Genomic DNA, 16,113 nt, shown 5'->3' with positions numbered 1-16,113 from the left:
ACAAGGAGCCCCATGAACCCCGGAAACCCTCCGCCCGATCCCCGGCACCGGCGCCCCGAAGGCGTCACCGACACGACGGTCGAGGCGCTCGGCGCCCTGTCGAAGGCGCTCGAGACGGCAGAGCGGGCCCGGGGCGCCCTGTACGCGTTCCACCAGCTCACCGGGAGCGCCGACCTGGCCCTCGACGATGCCGTACGGCTGCTCCGCGCCGCAGGGCACGGGCGACAGGCCGATCAGGTCGAACGGGAGATCCTCGGCCGCAACGTCATCCCCGGGCACTGGACGTTCCAGATCGTCGAGGAGTACAACGCCACCTACTACGACGTGTTCCGCTCGGTCGAGCAGGGAATCCGACAGGACCTCGCCGAGGGCCGGGACCACCTCTACGAGGCCGAGATGAAAGCGGCCCGGCGGACCGAGGGGCATCCGGACCACACCGCCGACTGACCGTCGCCCGTCGTATCGGGAAACCTTCGCCCCACCCGCCGTCACCGAACGTAGCCGCACGAGATGCGGACCGCACCGACTCCGGTGACGCTGGGGCTCCGGTCGCGCACGCAACGCCGGTCGCCGACGGAGGACCCACGACGGAGGACACCCCCCATGAACCTGTACGACAGCCCGGCGGAACGAGCCCGCCGCACCCGCGAACGCGCCGAGGAACTGGGCCGGGCCGCAGACCGGGCGACCGACCCCGAGCACCGCCGACGACTGCGGGCGAAGGCCCTGCGACTGCTGCGCGAGGAACCCACGCCCGACGCCGGCCGCTGAGGCCCGCCTTATCGGCCCCATGCCCGCCGTGCGGAGGAAAGCCGATTGCCCGGGCGCTCGCCGCCCGGGTAGCGTCACGCCCCGTGACCCCGACCCTGCGCACCGAGCGGCTCCTGCTGGAGCCGTACGTCCCCGAGGACGAAGAGGATTTCGTCGCCCTGTTCCAGGACACCAGGGTGTCCCGATGGATGGGTGACGGCCCTTCCCCCGAGGCGGAGGACCGGGCCCTGTTCGGACGGGTCTTCACCAAGGTCTATGCCCAGGACCTGTTCGCCGTCTGGGCCGTCCGCCGTGACGGCCGACTGGTCGGGCACGCCGAGATCAAGCGCACCGACACCGTCGACGGCCACGAGATCATCTATGCCCTGGCGCCCGCGGCGTGGGGATCCGGCCTCGGGACCGAACTGGCCCGGGCCGTCATCGCCCATGGCTTCGACACTCTCGGGCTGGACGAGGTCCACGCCACCGTCGCCGCCGCGAACGAGGCCTCGCTGACCCTGCTGGACAGGATCGGCTTCGCGTACGTGAGGGACATCGAGGAGGACGACGGCAGCACCACCCGCGTGCTGACCCTCCGCCGCTGACCACGGTGGTCCGCAGGTCACCCGCCGGTTGTCCGCCGGTGGCCCGGCGGGGAGTTCAGGCCTCGGGAGCCACCGACGCACCCTCGACGCCATGACGCCGGAGGGCGTCCGCGACGAAACCGTCCGCCTTCACCTCCTCCACGAACGACGCCAGCAGCTTCTGCGCCGCCGCCCCTCGTCCGGCCGGCACCCCCATGGCCTGCTGGATCACCATGAACCGCCCCGGCAGCACCCGTACGCCCGCCTCCCGCGCGGCCTCGGCCTCCAGCAACTGGCGGATCCCGGCGGCCACCTCGACCTCGCCCGCCCGCAGGGCCGCGAGCGCGCGCGGGGCGCCCTCCAGCCGGACGATCTCGGCACGGCGGATCTCGCGGGTGAGGAAGAGGTCGTAGGCGGATCCGGCCCCGACCGAGATCCGCGTGCCCTCACGATCCACCTGGTCGTTCTCGGTCAGGTAAGCGCGCTCCGGCACCAGATAGCTGCCCTCGATCAGGACGTACGGTGCGGTGAACCGCAGTCCTTCGCCCCGCGCCGGGTCGACCGCGAAGAACCCGATGTCCGCCCGTTCGGCCCGCACCGCGTCGACCGACAGCGCGGCCCGCTCGAAGGCCACCAACTCCACGGCCACCCCGAGCCGCCGCCCGAACTCCCGTGCCAGGTCGACCGAAACCCCGGCCGGCTCGCCGCTCGCCGGATCGCGGTGGGCCAGGATCGGGTTGCCGAGGTTGATCGAGGCACGCAGGGCGCCGCTGGGCGCGAACGAGGAGACGAGGGGGGAGGGCGTCGGCGGCTGAGTCATGGAGCCGAGTCTATGAGCGGGCCCACGGCGGTGGACGGGCGTAGGGGACCGGCCGAGGCCCGCGATGCCTCGGGCCACCGCCGACCGGCACGCCCCCGCCCTGCGGACTCAGGCCCCCACCGTGCCGTCCACGCCTTCCCGCAGCAGGTCCGCGTGACCATTGTGGCGGCCGTACTCCAGCAGGACGTGCACCATGACCATCCGCAGCGAGACGTCCTTCTCCCAGCGCGGCTGACGCCCCACCAGGTCCAGCGAAGCCGCCTCCCGTTCGATCCGGCGCGAGGTTTCCACCTCCGCCTTCCAGGCGGCGAACGCCTCGGCGCCGGTCGAGGCGCTCGCGTCGTACGCCGCCTGGAAGTCGAAGGGCTTCTCCGACCACACCATCGGAGCGTCCTCGTCCTCGAACACCCTCCGGAACCAGGCGCGTTCCACCTCTGCCAGATGCCGCACCAGAGCCAGCAGGGACAGCGTGGACGGCTTCATCGACCGCTCGCGCAACTGCTCGTCGCTCAGCCCGGCGCACTTCATGGCCAGGGTTTCGCGGTGGTAGTCGAGAAAGGCCCGCAGCGTCTCGCGCTCCCCGCCCAGCAGCGGGGGCCCGACCCGATCGTCACTCGTCATGGTGGTCTCCCTCGGTTCCGTGGTGCCGGCCGACAGTATGTCCGCCCCGCGATCTCCGGGCAGCCGGGTTTTCGCGTGAGAGCTGCCTGGGCTCCGGGGCATGGACGTACGAGAGCTGCTGCGGCGTTCCGGGGGGCCGGTGACACGGCACCGGAGCGGGGACGACCCGGCCACGCTCGGCCTCCTCGAAGCCCTTCTCGGTGATCGTCCGGGCCATGCTCGACGCGGGCATCGGCCGGTCCGGCGCGGTCGGGGCGGCCGAGAGCTTCCTGTTCGAGGCCGGCCCGGCCGTGGAGTTCGGCGTCCGCTGGATCGAGGAGCGGCTGAACGCCCCCGCGTGACGGCGTTCGCTCAGGCCAGCCGCACCCTCACGGTGTGCGTCGCCCCGCGCGTCCCGGACAGGTCGCCGAAGACGAGCCGCAGCGATGCGCCCGTGGTCGCCGACGTCACCGTCGCCGGCTTCGACACGACCGAGGCGACGGCCCGGTTCCAGGTGAGGGTCAGGCTGGTGCGCATCCGCATGGGGTCGCTCACGCACACCGTCGCCGTCCCGTCGGCGAGTTCGGTCACCATGACGGAGCACGGGGCGTCCGCCACCAGGGGTCCGACGCTCCCGCCGAACCAGAAGTTGACCGCCGTCAGGCCGAGCGAGGGGACCGCCACCCCCTGCTGGTCGTCCGTGTTGGCGAGCACCCGCAGCCAGCCGCTGTCCGCCGCCCGCGCTGCCGTGCGCTGTTCGGACGCGCCAGGCAGGAGCTGGTACGCGTAAGTGGCGGCCGACGGGTCCGTGCCGTGGTCGAACCAGAGGGTGAGGTACTTCCGGGACACCGGATCGGTGGAGCCCGCCCGGTTGATGTCGCGCCAGCGGCCCGTCCGGTTCTCCCGCAGCGCCTTCACACTCGCCCCACCCGGGAACACGTAACCGCCGTGCCCGGCCAGGTGCGCCCAGGACGCGCCGGCCAGCGTCGCCGACCAGGGGGCGGTGACCGGTTTCGCCGAGCCGTCCACGGTGAACGGGGCGTTGCCCGTCGGCCCCAGGTTCCGGTTGTCGACCGTGGTCTCCACGGTCGTGCCGTCGCGGCCGTGGATGCCCGCGCCCAGACACACCACCGTGTCGTCGAGGAAGAACCACGACTTCTTCGCCATCAGCGTGCTGGAGAGGCCCTTGACGTACTGGCCCACGGCGGCGCGCTTGGTGTCGGTGACCCCGCCGACCCAGTTCACATCCGGGAGCGCGTTGCCCCAGTCGCCGCCCGCCCCGTCTGCGAGCACCTTGCGCGAGACCGTGGTGCCGGGCAGCCGGTACGGGTCGACGGTGGGCCAGAACGCGTCGCTGTACTGGCCGTTGGCGAAGGTGCCGCCCCACCAGTAGAGCATCCCGTTCCCGGTGTGCCAGCCGCGCAGATTCTCGCCGTTGCCGGTCTCGTAATAGGTGATCCGCCGGTCGGCCATGCTCAGTGACGCCGACCAGCCGGGACGGCGGTGGGTGGCCCGGGCCATGTCGGGGAAGAGCCGGTGGCCCGCCGGTTCTGGGATCGGGGTGAGGGCGGTGTCGTCCAGGACGCTCTTGATCCGGGCCAGCGCGGTGAGCCCGAGCGAGGGGTTGCTCAGCGGCAGGCTGTAGTAGTCGCGTTGCGCCCAGCCCTTGACGAGCGCCCGCCACCGGGCGTTCTCGGCGGCCGACGCGCCCCGCCCCAGCAGCACGATCGAGGCCAGGACGGGGTGACCGCGCCGGTGGTCGTCGGCCTCGCCCCGGCTGATCGCGCGCCCCGCGACGGAGTCCATGACCAGGCCGTTGTAGAGGAACGGGGCCCACGCGTTCTCCACCGCGTCGAACACCACCTGCCGCTTCGGGTCGGTGATCTCCCACGTGGTGCCCTTCAGCAGCGCGAACAGCAGCCCGAGCCCGCCGAGCATCACCGATCCGTAGCTGCCGGTGTAGGGCACGGTGGTGTGCTGGATGAACGAGCCGTCGGCGTACAGCCCGTCGCCCTTCGTCACCAGCGGGAAGACCGGGGAGAGGGCGTCCCGGGCCAGCGCGATCTTCGCCGCGGTCCCTCCGACGACCCCGCGCAGGGCCAGCACCCGGCACAGGTCGACCCGGTTCGCCCCGGTGCTGGTCCCGGTGTAGGAGGCGACGGCGGAGTCCGGGACGAAATGGTCGACGGCGGCGCAGTAGCGGGCGAGCCTCGCCGGGGCGATGGCGTCGTACATCAGCACGCACACGTCCAGCAGGGCCTGCGGCGCGCCGATCTGCCAGCTGTACCAGTTGCCGTACCGGGTCTGTCCGTCGTTGTAGACCTGGGTGTTGAGGTGCTCCAGGCCGGTGAGCACGGCGTCGCGCAGGGCGGTGTTCCCGGTCAGCCCGGTGCCCTGCTGGCGGTAGGCCTGGGCCATGGTGTTCAGGCGGATGAAGCTGTCGGCCATCCGCCCCGAGAAGACGTACGACTCCGCGTCCGTGTCGGGATCAGGATCCGCGAAGACGGCGTCGGGCCAGAGCGAGCCCTCCCTCGGGGTCATCGCCTCCAGCCACTGCGACGCCTTCGCGCCGAGGTCGGCCAGCCGGCTCCTGAACGGCTCGGCTGTCGGGCTGAACCCCTCGCCGAGGATCAGCGCGCTCCAGGTCGTGCGGAGCGCGGCGTACGGATCGTCCTCGGGGGCGGCGGAGGCGGCGCCGGGCGCGGCGAGCATCAGCGCCCCGCCGCCCGCGGCGGTGAGCACCGCGGAGGTGGCCAGGAAGGTACGGCGGGACCAGGCAGAAGTCATGGGAGAGCTCCGGGTCGGTGACGTGTCTCCGGCGGGAACCCGGCGCGTGGACGGCACCGAAGGAACGGGCGCTGAACCGACCCCGGGATCCGACTGTTCTGAGCGGGCGGGCACTTTCTAGCAGCCGCCGGACGACACGCTCAATAACTTTGGCCGAATTGATCGTATCGATCACTTCTTGGGGCGTGTAGGGCTCTCCCGCCTAGGAGCCGGCTCGCACAGCTCGGGTCGCCGCAAACCACCGCTCGGATCGTTTCGAGCGGATGCGATCGATATGGTTGACCCAGGCCGGACGGCGGCCGCCCGGGGACGGGAACCCTGTGCTTCCGCCACCGGAACGCCGTTCGCCCGAGCCCAGCCGCTTCCGAGTCCAGGGGGATCCATGCGACTGCACGTCGACCAGCGCCACGAGCGGGTGCTCGAACTCGTCCGCGAGCGCGGCAGCCTGCGCGTCGCCGAGCTCGCCGAGGAACTCGGCATGTCCGCCGTCACCCTGCGCCGGGACGTCGAGGCGCTGGCGGCCCAGGGGCTGGTGGAGCGGCTGCACGGCGCGGTGGTGTGGCCCGCCGGGCAGTCCCGGCCCGCACCGGCCCCCGCTCCGTCCGCCGAAGGGCTGGTGGTGGGCATGGTGGTGCCGACCACCGAGTACTACTACGCGGACGTGGTGCGCGGTGCCCGGGAGACCGTCGAGGCCGCGGGCGCCCGGCTGACGATCGGGCTCTCCCGCTACCTCCCCGACGAGGACGCCGCCCAGGCCCGGCGGCTGCTGTCCACCGGCGCCGACGGGCTTCTGCTCACACCCAGCTGGGAGCGCGGCTGCCCGGAGCGGGGCGAGGGGCTGTGGACGGTGGAGCCGAAGACCCCCGTCGTCCTCGTGGAACGCTCGGCGCCCCTCGGTCATCCGGCGGCGCGCCTGGACCGGGTGCGCTCGGACCATGCGCACGGGGCCGCCGAAGCGGTGGCGCACCTTGCCGGGCTCGGCCACCGGGCGATCGCGCTCGCCGTGCAGGACAGTCCGACCGCTCCCCGGCTCCGGGTCGGCTACCGGGCCGCCGTGGAGGCGCTGGGGCTGACTCCGGTGCCGACCTCCCCGTTGGACGGGGCCCCGTCGCGGTCGGAGGCCGATCGTTTCGAGCGAACTCTGGAGTACCTGTGCCAGGGCGTGGCGAGCGGCAGTGTGACCGCCGCGATCGTGCACAGCGACGCCGACGCGATCGTCCTCATCCCCCGCCTCCAGGCCAGGGGGGTGCGGGTGCCCGAAGACCTCGCGGTGATCGCGTACGACGACGAGGTCGCGTCGCTCGCCGACCTGCCGCTCACCGCGGTGGCCCCGGACAAGTACGCCGTGGGCGCCGCCGCGGCCCGGCTCCTGCTGTCCCGCCTCGGCGTGGCCGAACCCGGCGCGTCGGACGCGCCGGCCCCGGGGGCCGGGGCCCGTCGGCATCTGGACATCCTGCCCACCCTGCGGGTCCGGGTCTCCTGCGGGGCGGCCGCCGCCGCTCCCTGACACTGAAAGCACCGCGCCACGAGCCGCGCCCCGGGGACAACGGACCCTGGGGCACGGCTTTTCGCGTTCCCAGGGGGCGAGGGGCGCCGGGAACGGCCGCTACGCCCCCGGATGATCGATTCGATTGAATTGGTCATTCGCTCTTGACGGCGATCGGTTCTGCGCAAAATGATGTGTGTCGTTCACCTCATCTCCCGCAGTTCGAGGTCTCGTAGGAGCCGGCCCATGCCCTGTATCGCCCGCACGTCCCGCCTCGCCCTCGCGGCGTCCGCCGCCTCACTCGCCCTGCTCGTCACCGCCTGCGGCGGCTCGGGCTCGGACGCCTCGGGCCCCGGGGACGGCAACCCCGTCACCCTCACCTTCTGGTCGGCCACCGCGGGCGCCAAGGAGACCGCCGACGCCTTCAACAAGACGCACACCGACATCAAGGTGAAGTTCTCCATGGTCCCCGCGGGCCCCGAGGGCGTCACCAAACTGTCCAACGCGGTCAAGGGCGGCAACGCCCCCGACGTGGCGACCATGGACTACTCAGCCCTGCCCGAGTACGCCAGCGAGGGCAACCTGGAGAACCTCACCCCCAGCTCCGGCGAGCTGGTGGAGAAGGAGTTCCCCGAGGCCGTCCAGTCCCTGGTCAACCTCGGCGGGTCCACCTGGGCGGTCCCCTTCGACGTCACACCCATCCAGCTGTTCTACCGCAAGGACCTGTTCAAGAAGCACGGCGTCGACGTGCCGACGACCTGGGCCGAATACCGTACGGCCGCAGAGAAGATCCACGCCGCTGATCCCGACGTCACCATCACCAACTTCGGCGGCGGCGACCCCGCCCTGCTCTCCGGCCTCGCCTGGCAGGCCGGCGCCCGGTGGTACGGCACCAACGGCGACGCCTGGAAGGTCGACATCGACGACCCGGCCTCCCGCAAGGTCGCCGCCTACTGGGACGACCTCCTCGCCGAGGGCCTCGCCTCCAAGACCCCGCTCTGGGGCGAGGGCGAGAACAAGGAACGCGCCACCGGCAAGGTCGCCACCATCATCGGCGCCGCCTGGAGCGCCGGGAACTTCCCCGTCAGCTACCCCGACTCCCAGGGCAAGTGGGGCATAGCACCCCTGCCCACCTGGGACGGCAAGGCGAGCACCGGCATGTACGGCGGAACCTCCTACATCGTGCCCAAGGGCAGCGAACACACCGAGGCCGCCGCCGAGTTCATCAAGTGGGTCACCACCGACCCGGAGGCCATGACCGCCCGCCTCAGCTCGCTCAAGACCCCCAGCAGCGCCCTGCCGGCCAACGAGGGCATGCGTGCCGCGGCGGCGAAGCAGTTCGACAACTCCTACTTCGGTGACCAGGACGTCTACGCGCTGGCCGGCGAGGCCGCCGACACCATCGTGCCCGGCTGGACCTGGGGCCCGGTCCAGCAGCAGGTCACCTCGGTGCAGATGGCCGCGGGCGGTGACCACACCAAGATGCTGAGCACCGGTCAGGCGAAGGGCGAGACGGCGGTCACCGACCGCGGTCTGAATCTCGACAAGTAGCCATGCGCGGCTGCCCGGCACCCGCCGTGCCGGGCACCCCTCCCGACCGACCGCCCCACCTCGCCGAAGGAGCACCAGGTGGCAGCCCCACTCGCCCGGCCGGCCAAGACCCCGGCACCCCCGGCCGTGCCGCCTCCCGCCGGAACCACCGGATCCGCCGGACCGGTAAGGCCCGGCGCCCCGGGCGGACCCGGCACACGACGCGGACAGCGCCGGGCCGTCGCCCTGTTCACCGTCCCGTTCTTCGTGCTCTTCGCCGCCGTCACCGTCCTGCCGTTGATCTACGCGGCTTGGATGAGCCTCTACCGGGAGGAATCCTCCGGCCTGGGATTCGGCGGAACCGAGCGCGTCTTCGCCGGATTCGGCAACTTCACCGAAGCTCTCGGCAACGAAGCGTTCCTCCGCTCCTTCGGGAACATCGCCCTCTACTGCGCCCTCTACATCCCCGCGATGGTCGGCGGCGCGCTCATCCTCGCCCTGCTCGTCGACTCGTCCATGGCCCGGGCCAGACGCTTCTTCCAGATCGCCTACTTCCTGCCGCACGCGGTCCCCGGCCTGATCGCCTCGCTGATCTGGCTCTACCTCTACACGCCCGGCCTCAGCCCCGTCACCGACGCCCTCGACGCGTTCGGCGCGCACTGGAACTTCTTCGGCGAGGACGAGGCGATCTTCTCCGTCGTCAACATCTCCGCCTGGCAGTGGACCGGCTACAACATGATCATCTTCTACGCGGGTCTCCAGGCCGTTCCCCGCGAGGTCCTGGAAGCCGCGACCGTCGACGGAGCCGGCGCTCTGCGCACCGCTCTCCAGGTCAAGATCCCCATGATCTGGCCGACCGTCGTCCTGACCCTGCTGTTCACCTGCGTCGGCGCCATCCAGCTCTTCGACGCCCCCAAACTCGTCCAACTCCGCGCCAACACCATGGGCGAGGACTGGTCGCCGACCATGTTCATCTACACCGCGGCCTTCAAGGGCCACGACTACGGCCTGGCCGCCGCGAGCTCCCTGCTGCTCGCCCTCGTCGCCGGCCTGCTGTCCTTCGTCGTCACCAAGCTCGGCAACCGGTGGAAGGCCTCATGAGCACCCAGACAGCCCACCGCGAGGCACCGACCGCCGCCCCCCGGCGCGACGGGACCGGACGTCGCACCGCACCACGGCCGTCCGCGCGCCGGATCCGCACCGGCGGCCTCACCTCCCGGGTGGCGGTGAACGCCGTGCTCGCCGTCGTCGCCGTCTACACGCTGATGCCGCTGACCTGGCTCCTCATCGCCTCCACCAAGAGCTACCGGGACCTGTTCGCCACCAACCCCTTCAGCGTCGGCGACTTCCACCTCCTGACCAACCTCAACGCCCTCCTCGAGTACAACGACGGCGTCTTCGTCCGCTGGATGCTCAACAGCCTCCTCTACACCGTCGTCGCCTCGCTTCTCTCCACCCTCATCTCCGTCGCCTGCGGCTACGCCTTCGACAAATACGCCTTCCGCGGCCGGGAGAAGTGGTTCGGGGTCGTCCTCGTCGGCGTCCTCATCCCCTCGACCGTCGTCCAGCTCCCGCTGTACCTGATGGCCTCCGAACTCGGCCTCGTCAACACCTACTGGGCCGTCCTCATCCCCAGCCTCGTCAACCCCTTCGGCGTCTACCTGGCCCGCGTCTTCTCCGAGGGGTACGTGCCGGGCGAGGTCCTCGAAGCCGCCCGCGTCGACGGAGCCGGCGAGGTGCGGACCTTCGTCACGGTCGCCCTGCCGATGCTCGCACCCGGCTTCGTGACCATCTTCCTGTTCACCTTCACCGCGAGCTGGAACAACTTCTACGGCGCGCTCATGATGCTCAACGACGACCGGCTCTACCCGGTCAACCTGGGCCTGTTCATGTGGAACCAGAACGTCTACCAGCAGCCGGAGCTCTACCCGATGGTCATCATCGGCTCCCTCGTCGCCGTCGTCCCCCTGATCGTCGCCTTCCTCTGCCTCCAGCGCTTCTGGCGCTCGGGCCTCACCGCAGGAGCCGTCAAGTGAGCCACCCCGCCCCGCCCCGGGCGACCCGCCCCCGCACCGTCCTGGCGATGAGCGGCGAGACCCGGGACGCGATCCTCGCCCCCGAGGCCCTGGACCGGCTCGCCCGGGTCGCCGACCTCGACCCCCGCCTCCTCGTCACCGACTTCGGCGCCGACGACTCCGCGCAGCGCACCGGACTCCACGAGGCCGAGGTCCTGTTCACCGGCTGGGGCTGCCCCCCGCTGGACCCGGCCGCCCTGAGCGCCATGCCCCGGCTGCGCGCCGTCGTCCACGCCGCGGGATCCGTCAAACACCACATCACCCAGGACGTCTGGGACCGGGGCATCACCGTGAGCACCGCCGCCGCGGCCAACGCGCTCCCGGTCGCGGAGTACACGGTCGCCGCGATCCTCTTCGCCAACAAGAACATCCTGGGGAGCGCCCGCGTCTACCGCGAAGCACGCTCCCGGGTGAACCTCCTCGCACGGTTCCCCGGTGTCGGCAACTACCGCCGCACCGTGGGCATCGTGGGCGCCTCCCGCATCGGCCGCCGCGTGATCGAACTGCTGCGCCCCTACGACCTGCGCGTCCTGGTCCACGACCCGTACCTCGACGAGGCGGACGCCCGGGCCCTCGGCGTGGAGCGCACCGAGCTCGACACCCTGGCGGCCGAGAGCGACGTCGTCACCATCCACGCCCCCGAACTCCCCGGCACCCGCCATCTGTTCGACGCCCCGCGCCTCGCGTTGATGCGGGACGGGGCGACTCTCGTCAACACCGCACGCGGCTCCCTGGTGGACACCGAGGCGCTGGTGAAGGAAGCGGTCACCGGGCGTCTGAACGCCGTCCTCGACCATACGGAACCTGAAGTCCTGCCTCCCGAATCGCCCCTCTACGACCTGCCGAACGTCCTGCTCACCCCGCACATCGCAGGCTCCCAGGGCGGCGAACTCCACCGGCTCGCCGACGCCGCCGTCGACGAACTCGAACGGTACGCGCACGGCCTGCCGTTCGCCCATGCGGTGGACCCCCGCACCCTGCACCAACAGGCCTGAACCCGTCCCGTACCCACCCCACGTACCTCACCGGGAGACCCGCCATGTCCCGTGCCCGCCGTGTGCTCGTCGTCGGCATCGACGGGGTGCGCCTCGACACCCTGCGCCGGGTGCCCACCCCGCACCTGGACGCGGTGGCCGACGCCGGCTTCCTGGCCCCGGTGACCGTGGGGGAGGAGACCCCCACCATGTCGGGCCCGTGCTGGGCGACCGTCGTCACCGGCGTCCGCGTCACCAAGCACGCCGTGTGGAGCAACGACTTCAGCGGCCACCGCCTCGGCGTCTTCCCGGACTTCGCCACCCGCCTGGCCCGTCAGGACGGCCGCCGCACCTATGTCGCGGCGGCCTGGGAACCGCTGGTCACCGTTGCCGACGGCGGCCCGATGCTCCGTCGCCCCACCCGGCTCACCCACCACGCACCGGCCGCCGACACCCCCGCCGCCTGGGAGGAGGCCGATGCCTCGACCGTGCGCGACGCGGTGGCCGTCCTCACCCACGAGGATCCCGAGGCGTCCTTCGTCTACCTCGGCGCCCCCGACGAGACCGCCCACCATCTCGGCTGCGGCACCGCGTACGAGACCTCGGTCGAGACGTCCGACCACCGTCTGGGCGACCTCCTCGCCGCCCTGCGCGCCCGGCCCACGTACGGGGACGAGGCCTGGACCGTCCTCGTCGTCACCGACCACGGGCACCGCGACGAGGGCGGCCACGGCGGCGACAGCCCGGCCGAACGCACCGCCTGGCTCGCCTGCGCGGGCCCGGACGTCACCGCCGGGGCCCGCCCCGCCCGCCCCGTCCGGCACGAAGACGCCGCCGCCCTGGTGTACGCGGCCCTGGACCGTACGCCCGACGCGCACTGGACGCTCGACGGCCGGGAGGTGTCCACCGTGCCGCGCGGTGTGCTCCTCGACATGGACGGCACGCTTGTCGACACCGAGCCGCTCTGGCTGGAGGCGTCGCGTGCCGTCGCGGCGGCCCACGGTCACCATCTCACCGAGGCGGAGGGCGCCTCGGTCCTCGGCCGCACCTGCGCCGACACGGCCGTCACCCTCGCGGAGCTGTGCCCGGAGCCCACCACCGTCGCCGGGCTGGAGGCCGAGCTGGAGGACACGTTCCTCGCCTCGGTCGCGGCGGGCGTGGAACTCCGGCCCGGAGCACGTGTCCTGCTGGACCGGCTGGAGAGGGAAGGCCCGCCCGCGGCTCTGGTGTCGGCCTCGCCGCGCCGGGTGGTGGACACGGTCCTGCGCACCCTGGGCGGCGAGGCGTTCCGTACGACCGTGGCGGACGGCGAGAGCGACCGCTCCAAGCCCTTCCCGGACCCCTATCTCAAGGCGGCCGCGCGGCTGGGGCTGCCGCCCGAGGCCTGTCTGGCGGTCGAGGACAGCCCCACCGGGGTCGCCGCTGCGGAGGCGGCGGGCTGCCGGGTACTGGCCGTGCCGTCGGCGGGGTCGATCGCGCCGGCCCCGGGGCGTCGGGTACGGGCGGACCTCACGGCCCTGCTGCGGGACTGGGGGCCGGAGGGGAGGGCCTGATGAGACGTCATGAAGACGCCGGGGCCGACGGGCGCACCGCCCGCCGTCCCCGCCGTCCTCGTCGTCACGCGGCGTGCGCCCGCCCCGGGGCCAGCACCGCCATCAGCCGGGTCACGGTCCGGGCCATCGCGTCCCTGCCGTCCGCCAGATACCGGCGCGGGTCCACGCCCCGGTCGTCCTGGGCCAGCCGTTCCCGTATCGCCCCGGTCATCGCGATGTTCAGCGCGGTCCCGATGTTCACCTTGCGGATCCCGCCCGCCACGGCGCGGGCCAGCTCCTCGTCGGAGGCCCCGGACGAACCGTGCAGCACCAGCGGAACCGGCACCGCCGCCCGCAGTCCGCCCAGCAGATCGTGGTCGATGACGGCGTCCCGCGAGGTCATGGCGTGCGAGGTGCCGATCGCCACGGCCAGCGCGTCGACCCCGGTGGCCGCGACGAACGACCGCGCCTCCTCGGGATCCGTACGCGCCCCGGGCGCATGGGCGTTCAGCGGCGGCTCCCCGTTCTTCCCGCCGACCTGCCCGAGCTCGGCCTCCAGCCACAGGCCCCTTTCGTGCGCCCAGACGACGGCGGCGCGGGTGGCCGCCAGATTCTCCGAGTACGGCAGGCGCGCGGCGTCGAACATCGCCGAACTGAAACCGCAGTCCGCCGCCCGGTGCAACAGCTCCGTCGACTGCACATGGTCGAGGTGCAGGGAGACGGGGACGGCGGCCTGGGCCGCGACCTCCGCCGCGGCGCGCGCGATCGGCCGCGGCCGGCCCCGGTGGTAGGCGACGGCGTTCTCGCTGATCTGCAGGATCACCGGTGACCCCGCCGCCTCCGCGCCCTCGGCGATGGCTTCCGCGTGTTCCAGGGTGATGACGTTGAACGCGGCGACCGCACGGTGCTGTGCGGTGGCCTCGGCGATCAGATCGCCGGTGGCGGCGAGGGGCATGGCGACTCCGGGATGAGGCTGAGCGGCTGAGGACCGGCGGGCGGGAAGGGACGGCCCGGCGTGTCGGGCCGTGGTGTCGCCGTCAGGCCGTGGTGCTGAGGATGACGGAGCGGGTGAGGTGGCGCGGCCGGTCCGGGTCGAGGCCGCGCGTGTTCGCGATGGCCAGCGCCAGCCGCTGCACCCGGACCAGCTCCGCCAGCGGGTCGAGGCCGCCCGCCACCCACCGGGCGCCGGTCGCGTGCACCTCGTCCATCAGCCCGGACGGGGCCTCGCCGAGCATCCAGGTCGCGGTGGAGCGGGTGGAGATGCTGATCGGGCCGTGCCGGTACTCCATCGCCGGGTACGCCTCGGTCCAGGCGAGCGCGGCCTCGCGCATCTTCAGCGCCGCCTCGTTGGCGAGCCCGACGCTCCAGCCATGCCCGAGGAAGGTGAACTGGCTGCACTCCACCAGACCGGCGGGCAGCGGCTCGGCGAGCGCGACCTGGGCGTCCTCGACGACCGCGTCGCTGTGCAGCCCCAGATGGGCGCGGAGCAGGGTCAGCGCCGACGTCGCGAAGCGGGTCTGCACGACGGACTTCTCGTCGGCGAACTCGAGCACGATCGTGTCGTCGGCCATGGCGGCCATCGGGGTGTCGGGGTCGCCGATGACCACCGTGCGGCGGGTCGTGTCACCGATCCGGCCGAGGAGCCCGAGCACTTCCGTCGTGGTGCCCGAGCGGCTGAGCGCCACGACCCGGTCGTAGGGGCGCCCGGCGGGGAACTCGGAGGCGGCGAAGGCGTCGGTCTCGCCCTGGCCGCTGCCCTCCCGGAGGGCAGCGTAGGCCTGGGCCATGAAGTACGAGGTCCCGCAGCCGACCACGGCGATGCGCTCGCCCGCTGCCGGAAGCCGGTGGGACAGCCCGTCCGCCATGCCGGCGGCCACCTGCCAGCAGTCGGGCTGGCTGGCCAGCTCCTGAGCCACGTGCGTCATCAGTGCTCCCTGTTCGCGGCGATCGATGCTCGAAGCTGCATATTAGGCAGCCGTTTCAAGCAATATCAAGCAGACAGATGCCGGGTTCGTGCGCCCGGTGCGGCCCGCCCCGCCCCGTCCACGGCTCCCGTCGCCTCCGGGTGCCACTGCCGGGGCGGGGCGGTCACCACTTCGCGGTCGCGCATTTCGTCGCGGCCGATGGGTAGGGTGAATGCGCTTCGCGAAATCTGCGGAAAGGCCGAGCCAGGGGGAACGATTCATGAGTTCGCTGACGGGAAAGGTCGCGTTGGTCACCGGTGCCAGCCGCGGGATCGGCCGGGCGATCGCCCGGCGGCTCGCACGTGACGGGGCCCTGGTCGCCGTTCACTACGGTGCGCGGGGAGACGTGGCGCAGGAAGTGGTCGAGGAGATCACGCGCGCGGGCGGACAGGCATTCGCGCTGGGGTCCCTGCTGGGGGTGCCGGGGGACGTCGAAGCCCTGTACGAGGCGTTCGGCGCGGGAATGGCGGACCGGGGAGAGGACCCCGTGCTCGACATTCTCGTCAACAACGCCGGTGTGAGCGGGTCGGGTCGCATAAGTGACGCCTCACCCGAGGTTTTCGACCGCCTGTTCGCGGTCAACGTGAAAGCGCCGCTCTTCCTCATCCAGCGGGGATTGACCCTGATGCGGGACCGGGGCCGGATCATCAACATTTCGTCCGCCGCCGCCCACCGGTCCTTTCCGGAGTCCGTGACCTATGCCATGACCAAGGGCGCGCTGGAGACACTGACGCTTGCGGTGGCAAAGGAGGTGGCGGAGCGAGGCATCACGGCGAACACCGTGGTACCCGGTTTCGTGGAGACCGACATGAACGCCCGGCGGCGCGAGACGCCCGAGGCCGCGGCGGTTCTCGCCGCGCACTCCGTGTTCGGCCGCATGGGCCAGCCGGCCGACATCGCCGACGTCGTCGGCTTCCTCGCCTCGGAGGACTCCCGCTGGGTCACCGGCCAGAGCATCGACGCCACGGGCGGCATCGGGCTCTGAGGGCGGAGAGGCGGCGCGGTGAACGG

At 72.2% G+C, this 16,113-nt stretch carries 15 protein-coding genes and 1 pseudogene; 11 read left to right on the top strand and 5 right to left on the bottom strand.

Translation table 11 applies throughout. From position 1 onward, the window contains the following. The first annotated feature begins 12 nt into the window (after positions 1-12). The 3 genes from IE145_RS26730 (at position 13) to IE145_RS26720 (ending at position 1,355) form a co-directional block, all read left to right on the top strand. On the top strand, positions 13-447 hold the full coding sequence (locus tag IE145_RS26730; protein WP_189528015.1) for a hypothetical protein: 435 nt from the start codon (positions 13-15) through the stop codon (positions 445-447). 156 nt (positions 448-603) lie between these two features. Then, a complete protein-coding gene (locus IE145_RS26725) occupies positions 604-771 on the top strand; it encodes a DUF6381 family protein (protein ID WP_164873575.1) in 168 nt (55 codons plus the stop codon). 83 nt (positions 772-854) lie between these two features. After that, a complete protein-coding gene (locus IE145_RS26720; RefSeq protein WP_189528014.1) occupies positions 855-1,355 on the top strand; it encodes a GNAT family N-acetyltransferase in 501 nt (166 codons plus the stop codon). Between the two features lie 55 nt (positions 1,356-1,410). On the opposite strand, the gene IE145_RS26715 is transcribed toward IE145_RS26720, so the two are convergent. Both IE145_RS26715 and IE145_RS26710 read right to left on the bottom strand, forming a co-directional pair. Further along, positions 1,411-2,154: a transporter substrate-binding domain-containing protein gene (locus IE145_RS26715; protein ID WP_189528013.1), complete on the bottom strand. Its 744-nt coding sequence runs from the start codon at positions 2,152-2,154 to the stop codon at positions 1,411-1,413. A 108-nt stretch (positions 2,155-2,262) separates the two neighbouring features. Next, positions 2,263-2,775 carry a DinB family protein gene (locus IE145_RS26710; protein ID WP_189528012.1) on the bottom strand — a complete coding sequence of 171 codons (513 nt, stop codon included), beginning with the start codon at positions 2,773-2,775 and terminating at the stop codon, positions 2,263-2,265. A 191-nt stretch (positions 2,776-2,966) separates the two neighbouring features. On the opposite strand from IE145_RS26710, the pseudogene IE145_RS34025 reads away from it, so the two are divergent. Continuing rightward, positions 2,967-3,116: pseudogene (locus tag IE145_RS34025) on the top strand (aminoglycoside 3-N-acetyltransferase); the annotation flags it as partial. A 10-nt stretch (positions 3,117-3,126) separates the two neighbouring features. Here the strand turns inward: IE145_RS34025 and IE145_RS26700 are convergent. After that, a complete protein-coding gene (locus IE145_RS26700) occupies positions 3,127-5,541 on the bottom strand; it encodes a polysaccharide lyase 8 family protein (protein WP_189528011.1) in 2,415 nt (804 codons plus the stop codon). Between the two features lie 382 nt (positions 5,542-5,923). Here IE145_RS26700 and IE145_RS26695 point away from each other — a divergent pair, with 382 nt between their 5' ends. From IE145_RS26695 to IE145_RS26670, 6 genes are all read left to right on the top strand, one after another. Then, a complete protein-coding gene (locus IE145_RS26695; RefSeq protein ID WP_189528010.1) occupies positions 5,924-7,048 on the top strand; it encodes a substrate-binding domain-containing protein in 1,125 nt (374 codons plus the stop codon). Positions 7,049-7,273: 225 nt separating this feature from the next. Then, entirely contained in the window at positions 7,274-8,578 is a 1,305-nt protein-coding gene (locus IE145_RS26690) for an ABC transporter substrate-binding protein (protein WP_189528009.1), read from the top strand. 78 nt (positions 8,579-8,656) lie between these two features. Then, positions 8,657-9,658 (top strand): carbohydrate ABC transporter permease, encoded by a 1,002-nt coding sequence (locus IE145_RS26685; RefSeq protein WP_189528008.1) that lies wholly within the window; start codon positions 8,657-8,659, stop codon positions 9,656-9,658. Further along, the gene (locus IE145_RS26680; protein ID WP_189528007.1) at positions 9,655-10,593 is read left to right on the top strand and encodes a carbohydrate ABC transporter permease; all 939 of its coding nucleotides are present in this window, start codon (positions 9,655-9,657) and stop codon (positions 10,591-10,593) included. The genes IE145_RS26685 and IE145_RS26680 overlap by 4 nt, the downstream gene beginning before the upstream one ends. Beyond that, a complete protein-coding gene (locus IE145_RS26675; RefSeq protein WP_189528006.1) occupies positions 10,590-11,627 on the top strand; it encodes a hydroxyacid dehydrogenase in 1,038 nt (345 codons plus the stop codon). Before IE145_RS26680 ends, IE145_RS26675 begins: the two co-directional genes overlap by 4 nt. A 44-nt stretch (positions 11,628-11,671) precedes the next feature. Then, the gene (locus IE145_RS26670) at positions 11,672-13,159 is read left to right on the top strand and encodes an HAD-IA family hydrolase (RefSeq protein WP_189528005.1); all 1,488 of its coding nucleotides are present in this window, start codon (positions 11,672-11,674) and stop codon (positions 13,157-13,159) included. A gap of 64 nt (positions 13,160-13,223) precedes the next feature. Here IE145_RS26670 and IE145_RS26665 read toward each other — a convergent pair whose 3' ends face one another. After that, positions 13,224-14,093 carry a class II fructose-bisphosphate aldolase gene (locus IE145_RS26665; RefSeq protein WP_189528004.1) on the bottom strand — a complete coding sequence of 290 codons (870 nt, stop codon included), beginning with the start codon at positions 14,091-14,093 and terminating at the stop codon, positions 13,224-13,226. 82 nt (positions 14,094-14,175) lie between these two features. Next, entirely contained in the window at positions 14,176-15,063 is an 888-nt protein-coding gene (locus IE145_RS26660) for an SIS domain-containing protein (RefSeq protein ID WP_189528003.1), read from the bottom strand. A 259-nt stretch (positions 15,064-15,322) separates the two neighbouring features. Here IE145_RS26660 and IE145_RS26655 point away from each other — a divergent pair, with 259 nt between their 5' ends. After that, entirely contained in the window at positions 15,323-16,087 is a 765-nt protein-coding gene (locus tag IE145_RS26655; RefSeq protein WP_189528060.1) for an SDR family oxidoreductase, read from the top strand. The last annotated feature ends 26 nt before the right edge of the window (positions 16,088-16,113 follow it).

The organism is Streptomyces sindenensis (assembly GCF_014649035.1).
GTDB classification, from domain to species: Bacteria; Actinomycetota; Actinomycetes; order Streptomycetales; family Streptomycetaceae; genus Streptomyces; species Streptomyces sindenensis.
Note: the sequence above shows the minus strand (reverse complement) of the source record. Positions and strands in the feature narration are given on the sequence as shown.

What these genes read in the sequence shown, in the direction of transcription:
- IE145_RS26670 (WP_189528005.1), top strand. Translation starts at nt 11,672, where the DNA reads ATGTCCCGTGCCCGCCGTGTGCTCGTCGTCGGCATCGACGGGGTGCGC.
- IE145_RS26725 (WP_164873575.1), top strand. Translation starts at nt 604, where the DNA reads ATGAACCTGTACGACAGCCCGGCGGAACGAGCCCGCCGCACCCGCGAA.
- IE145_RS26710 (WP_189528012.1), bottom strand. Translation starts at nt 2,775, where the DNA reads ATGACGAGTGACGATCGGGTCGGGCCCCCGCTGCTGGGCGGGGAGCGC.
- IE145_RS26665 (WP_189528004.1), bottom strand. Translation starts at nt 14,093, where the DNA reads ATGCCCCTCGCCGCCACCGGCGATCTGATCGCCGAGGCCACCGCACAG.
- IE145_RS26680 (WP_189528007.1), top strand. Translation starts at nt 9,655, where the DNA reads ATGAGCACCCAGACAGCCCACCGCGAGGCACCGACCGCCGCCCCCCGG.
- IE145_RS26660 (WP_189528003.1), bottom strand. Translation starts at nt 15,063, where the DNA reads ATGACGCACGTGGCTCAGGAGCTGGCCAGCCAGCCCGACTGCTGGCAG.
- IE145_RS26730 (WP_189528015.1), top strand. Translation starts at nt 13, where the DNA reads ATGAACCCCGGAAACCCTCCGCCCGATCCCCGGCACCGGCGCCCCGAA.
- IE145_RS26715 (WP_189528013.1), bottom strand. Translation starts at nt 2,154, where the DNA reads ATGACTCAGCCGCCGACGCCCTCCCCCCTCGTCTCCTCGTTCGCGCCC.
- IE145_RS26655 (WP_189528060.1), top strand. Translation starts at nt 15,323, where the DNA reads ATGAGTTCGCTGACGGGAAAGGTCGCGTTGGTCACCGGTGCCAGCCGC.
- IE145_RS26695 (WP_189528010.1), top strand. Translation starts at nt 5,924, where the DNA reads ATGCGACTGCACGTCGACCAGCGCCACGAGCGGGTGCTCGAACTCGTC.
- IE145_RS26700 (WP_189528011.1), bottom strand. Translation starts at nt 5,541, where the DNA reads ATGACTTCTGCCTGGTCCCGCCGTACCTTCCTGGCCACCTCCGCGGTG.
- IE145_RS26690 (WP_189528009.1), top strand. Translation starts at nt 7,274, where the DNA reads ATGCCCTGTATCGCCCGCACGTCCCGCCTCGCCCTCGCGGCGTCCGCC.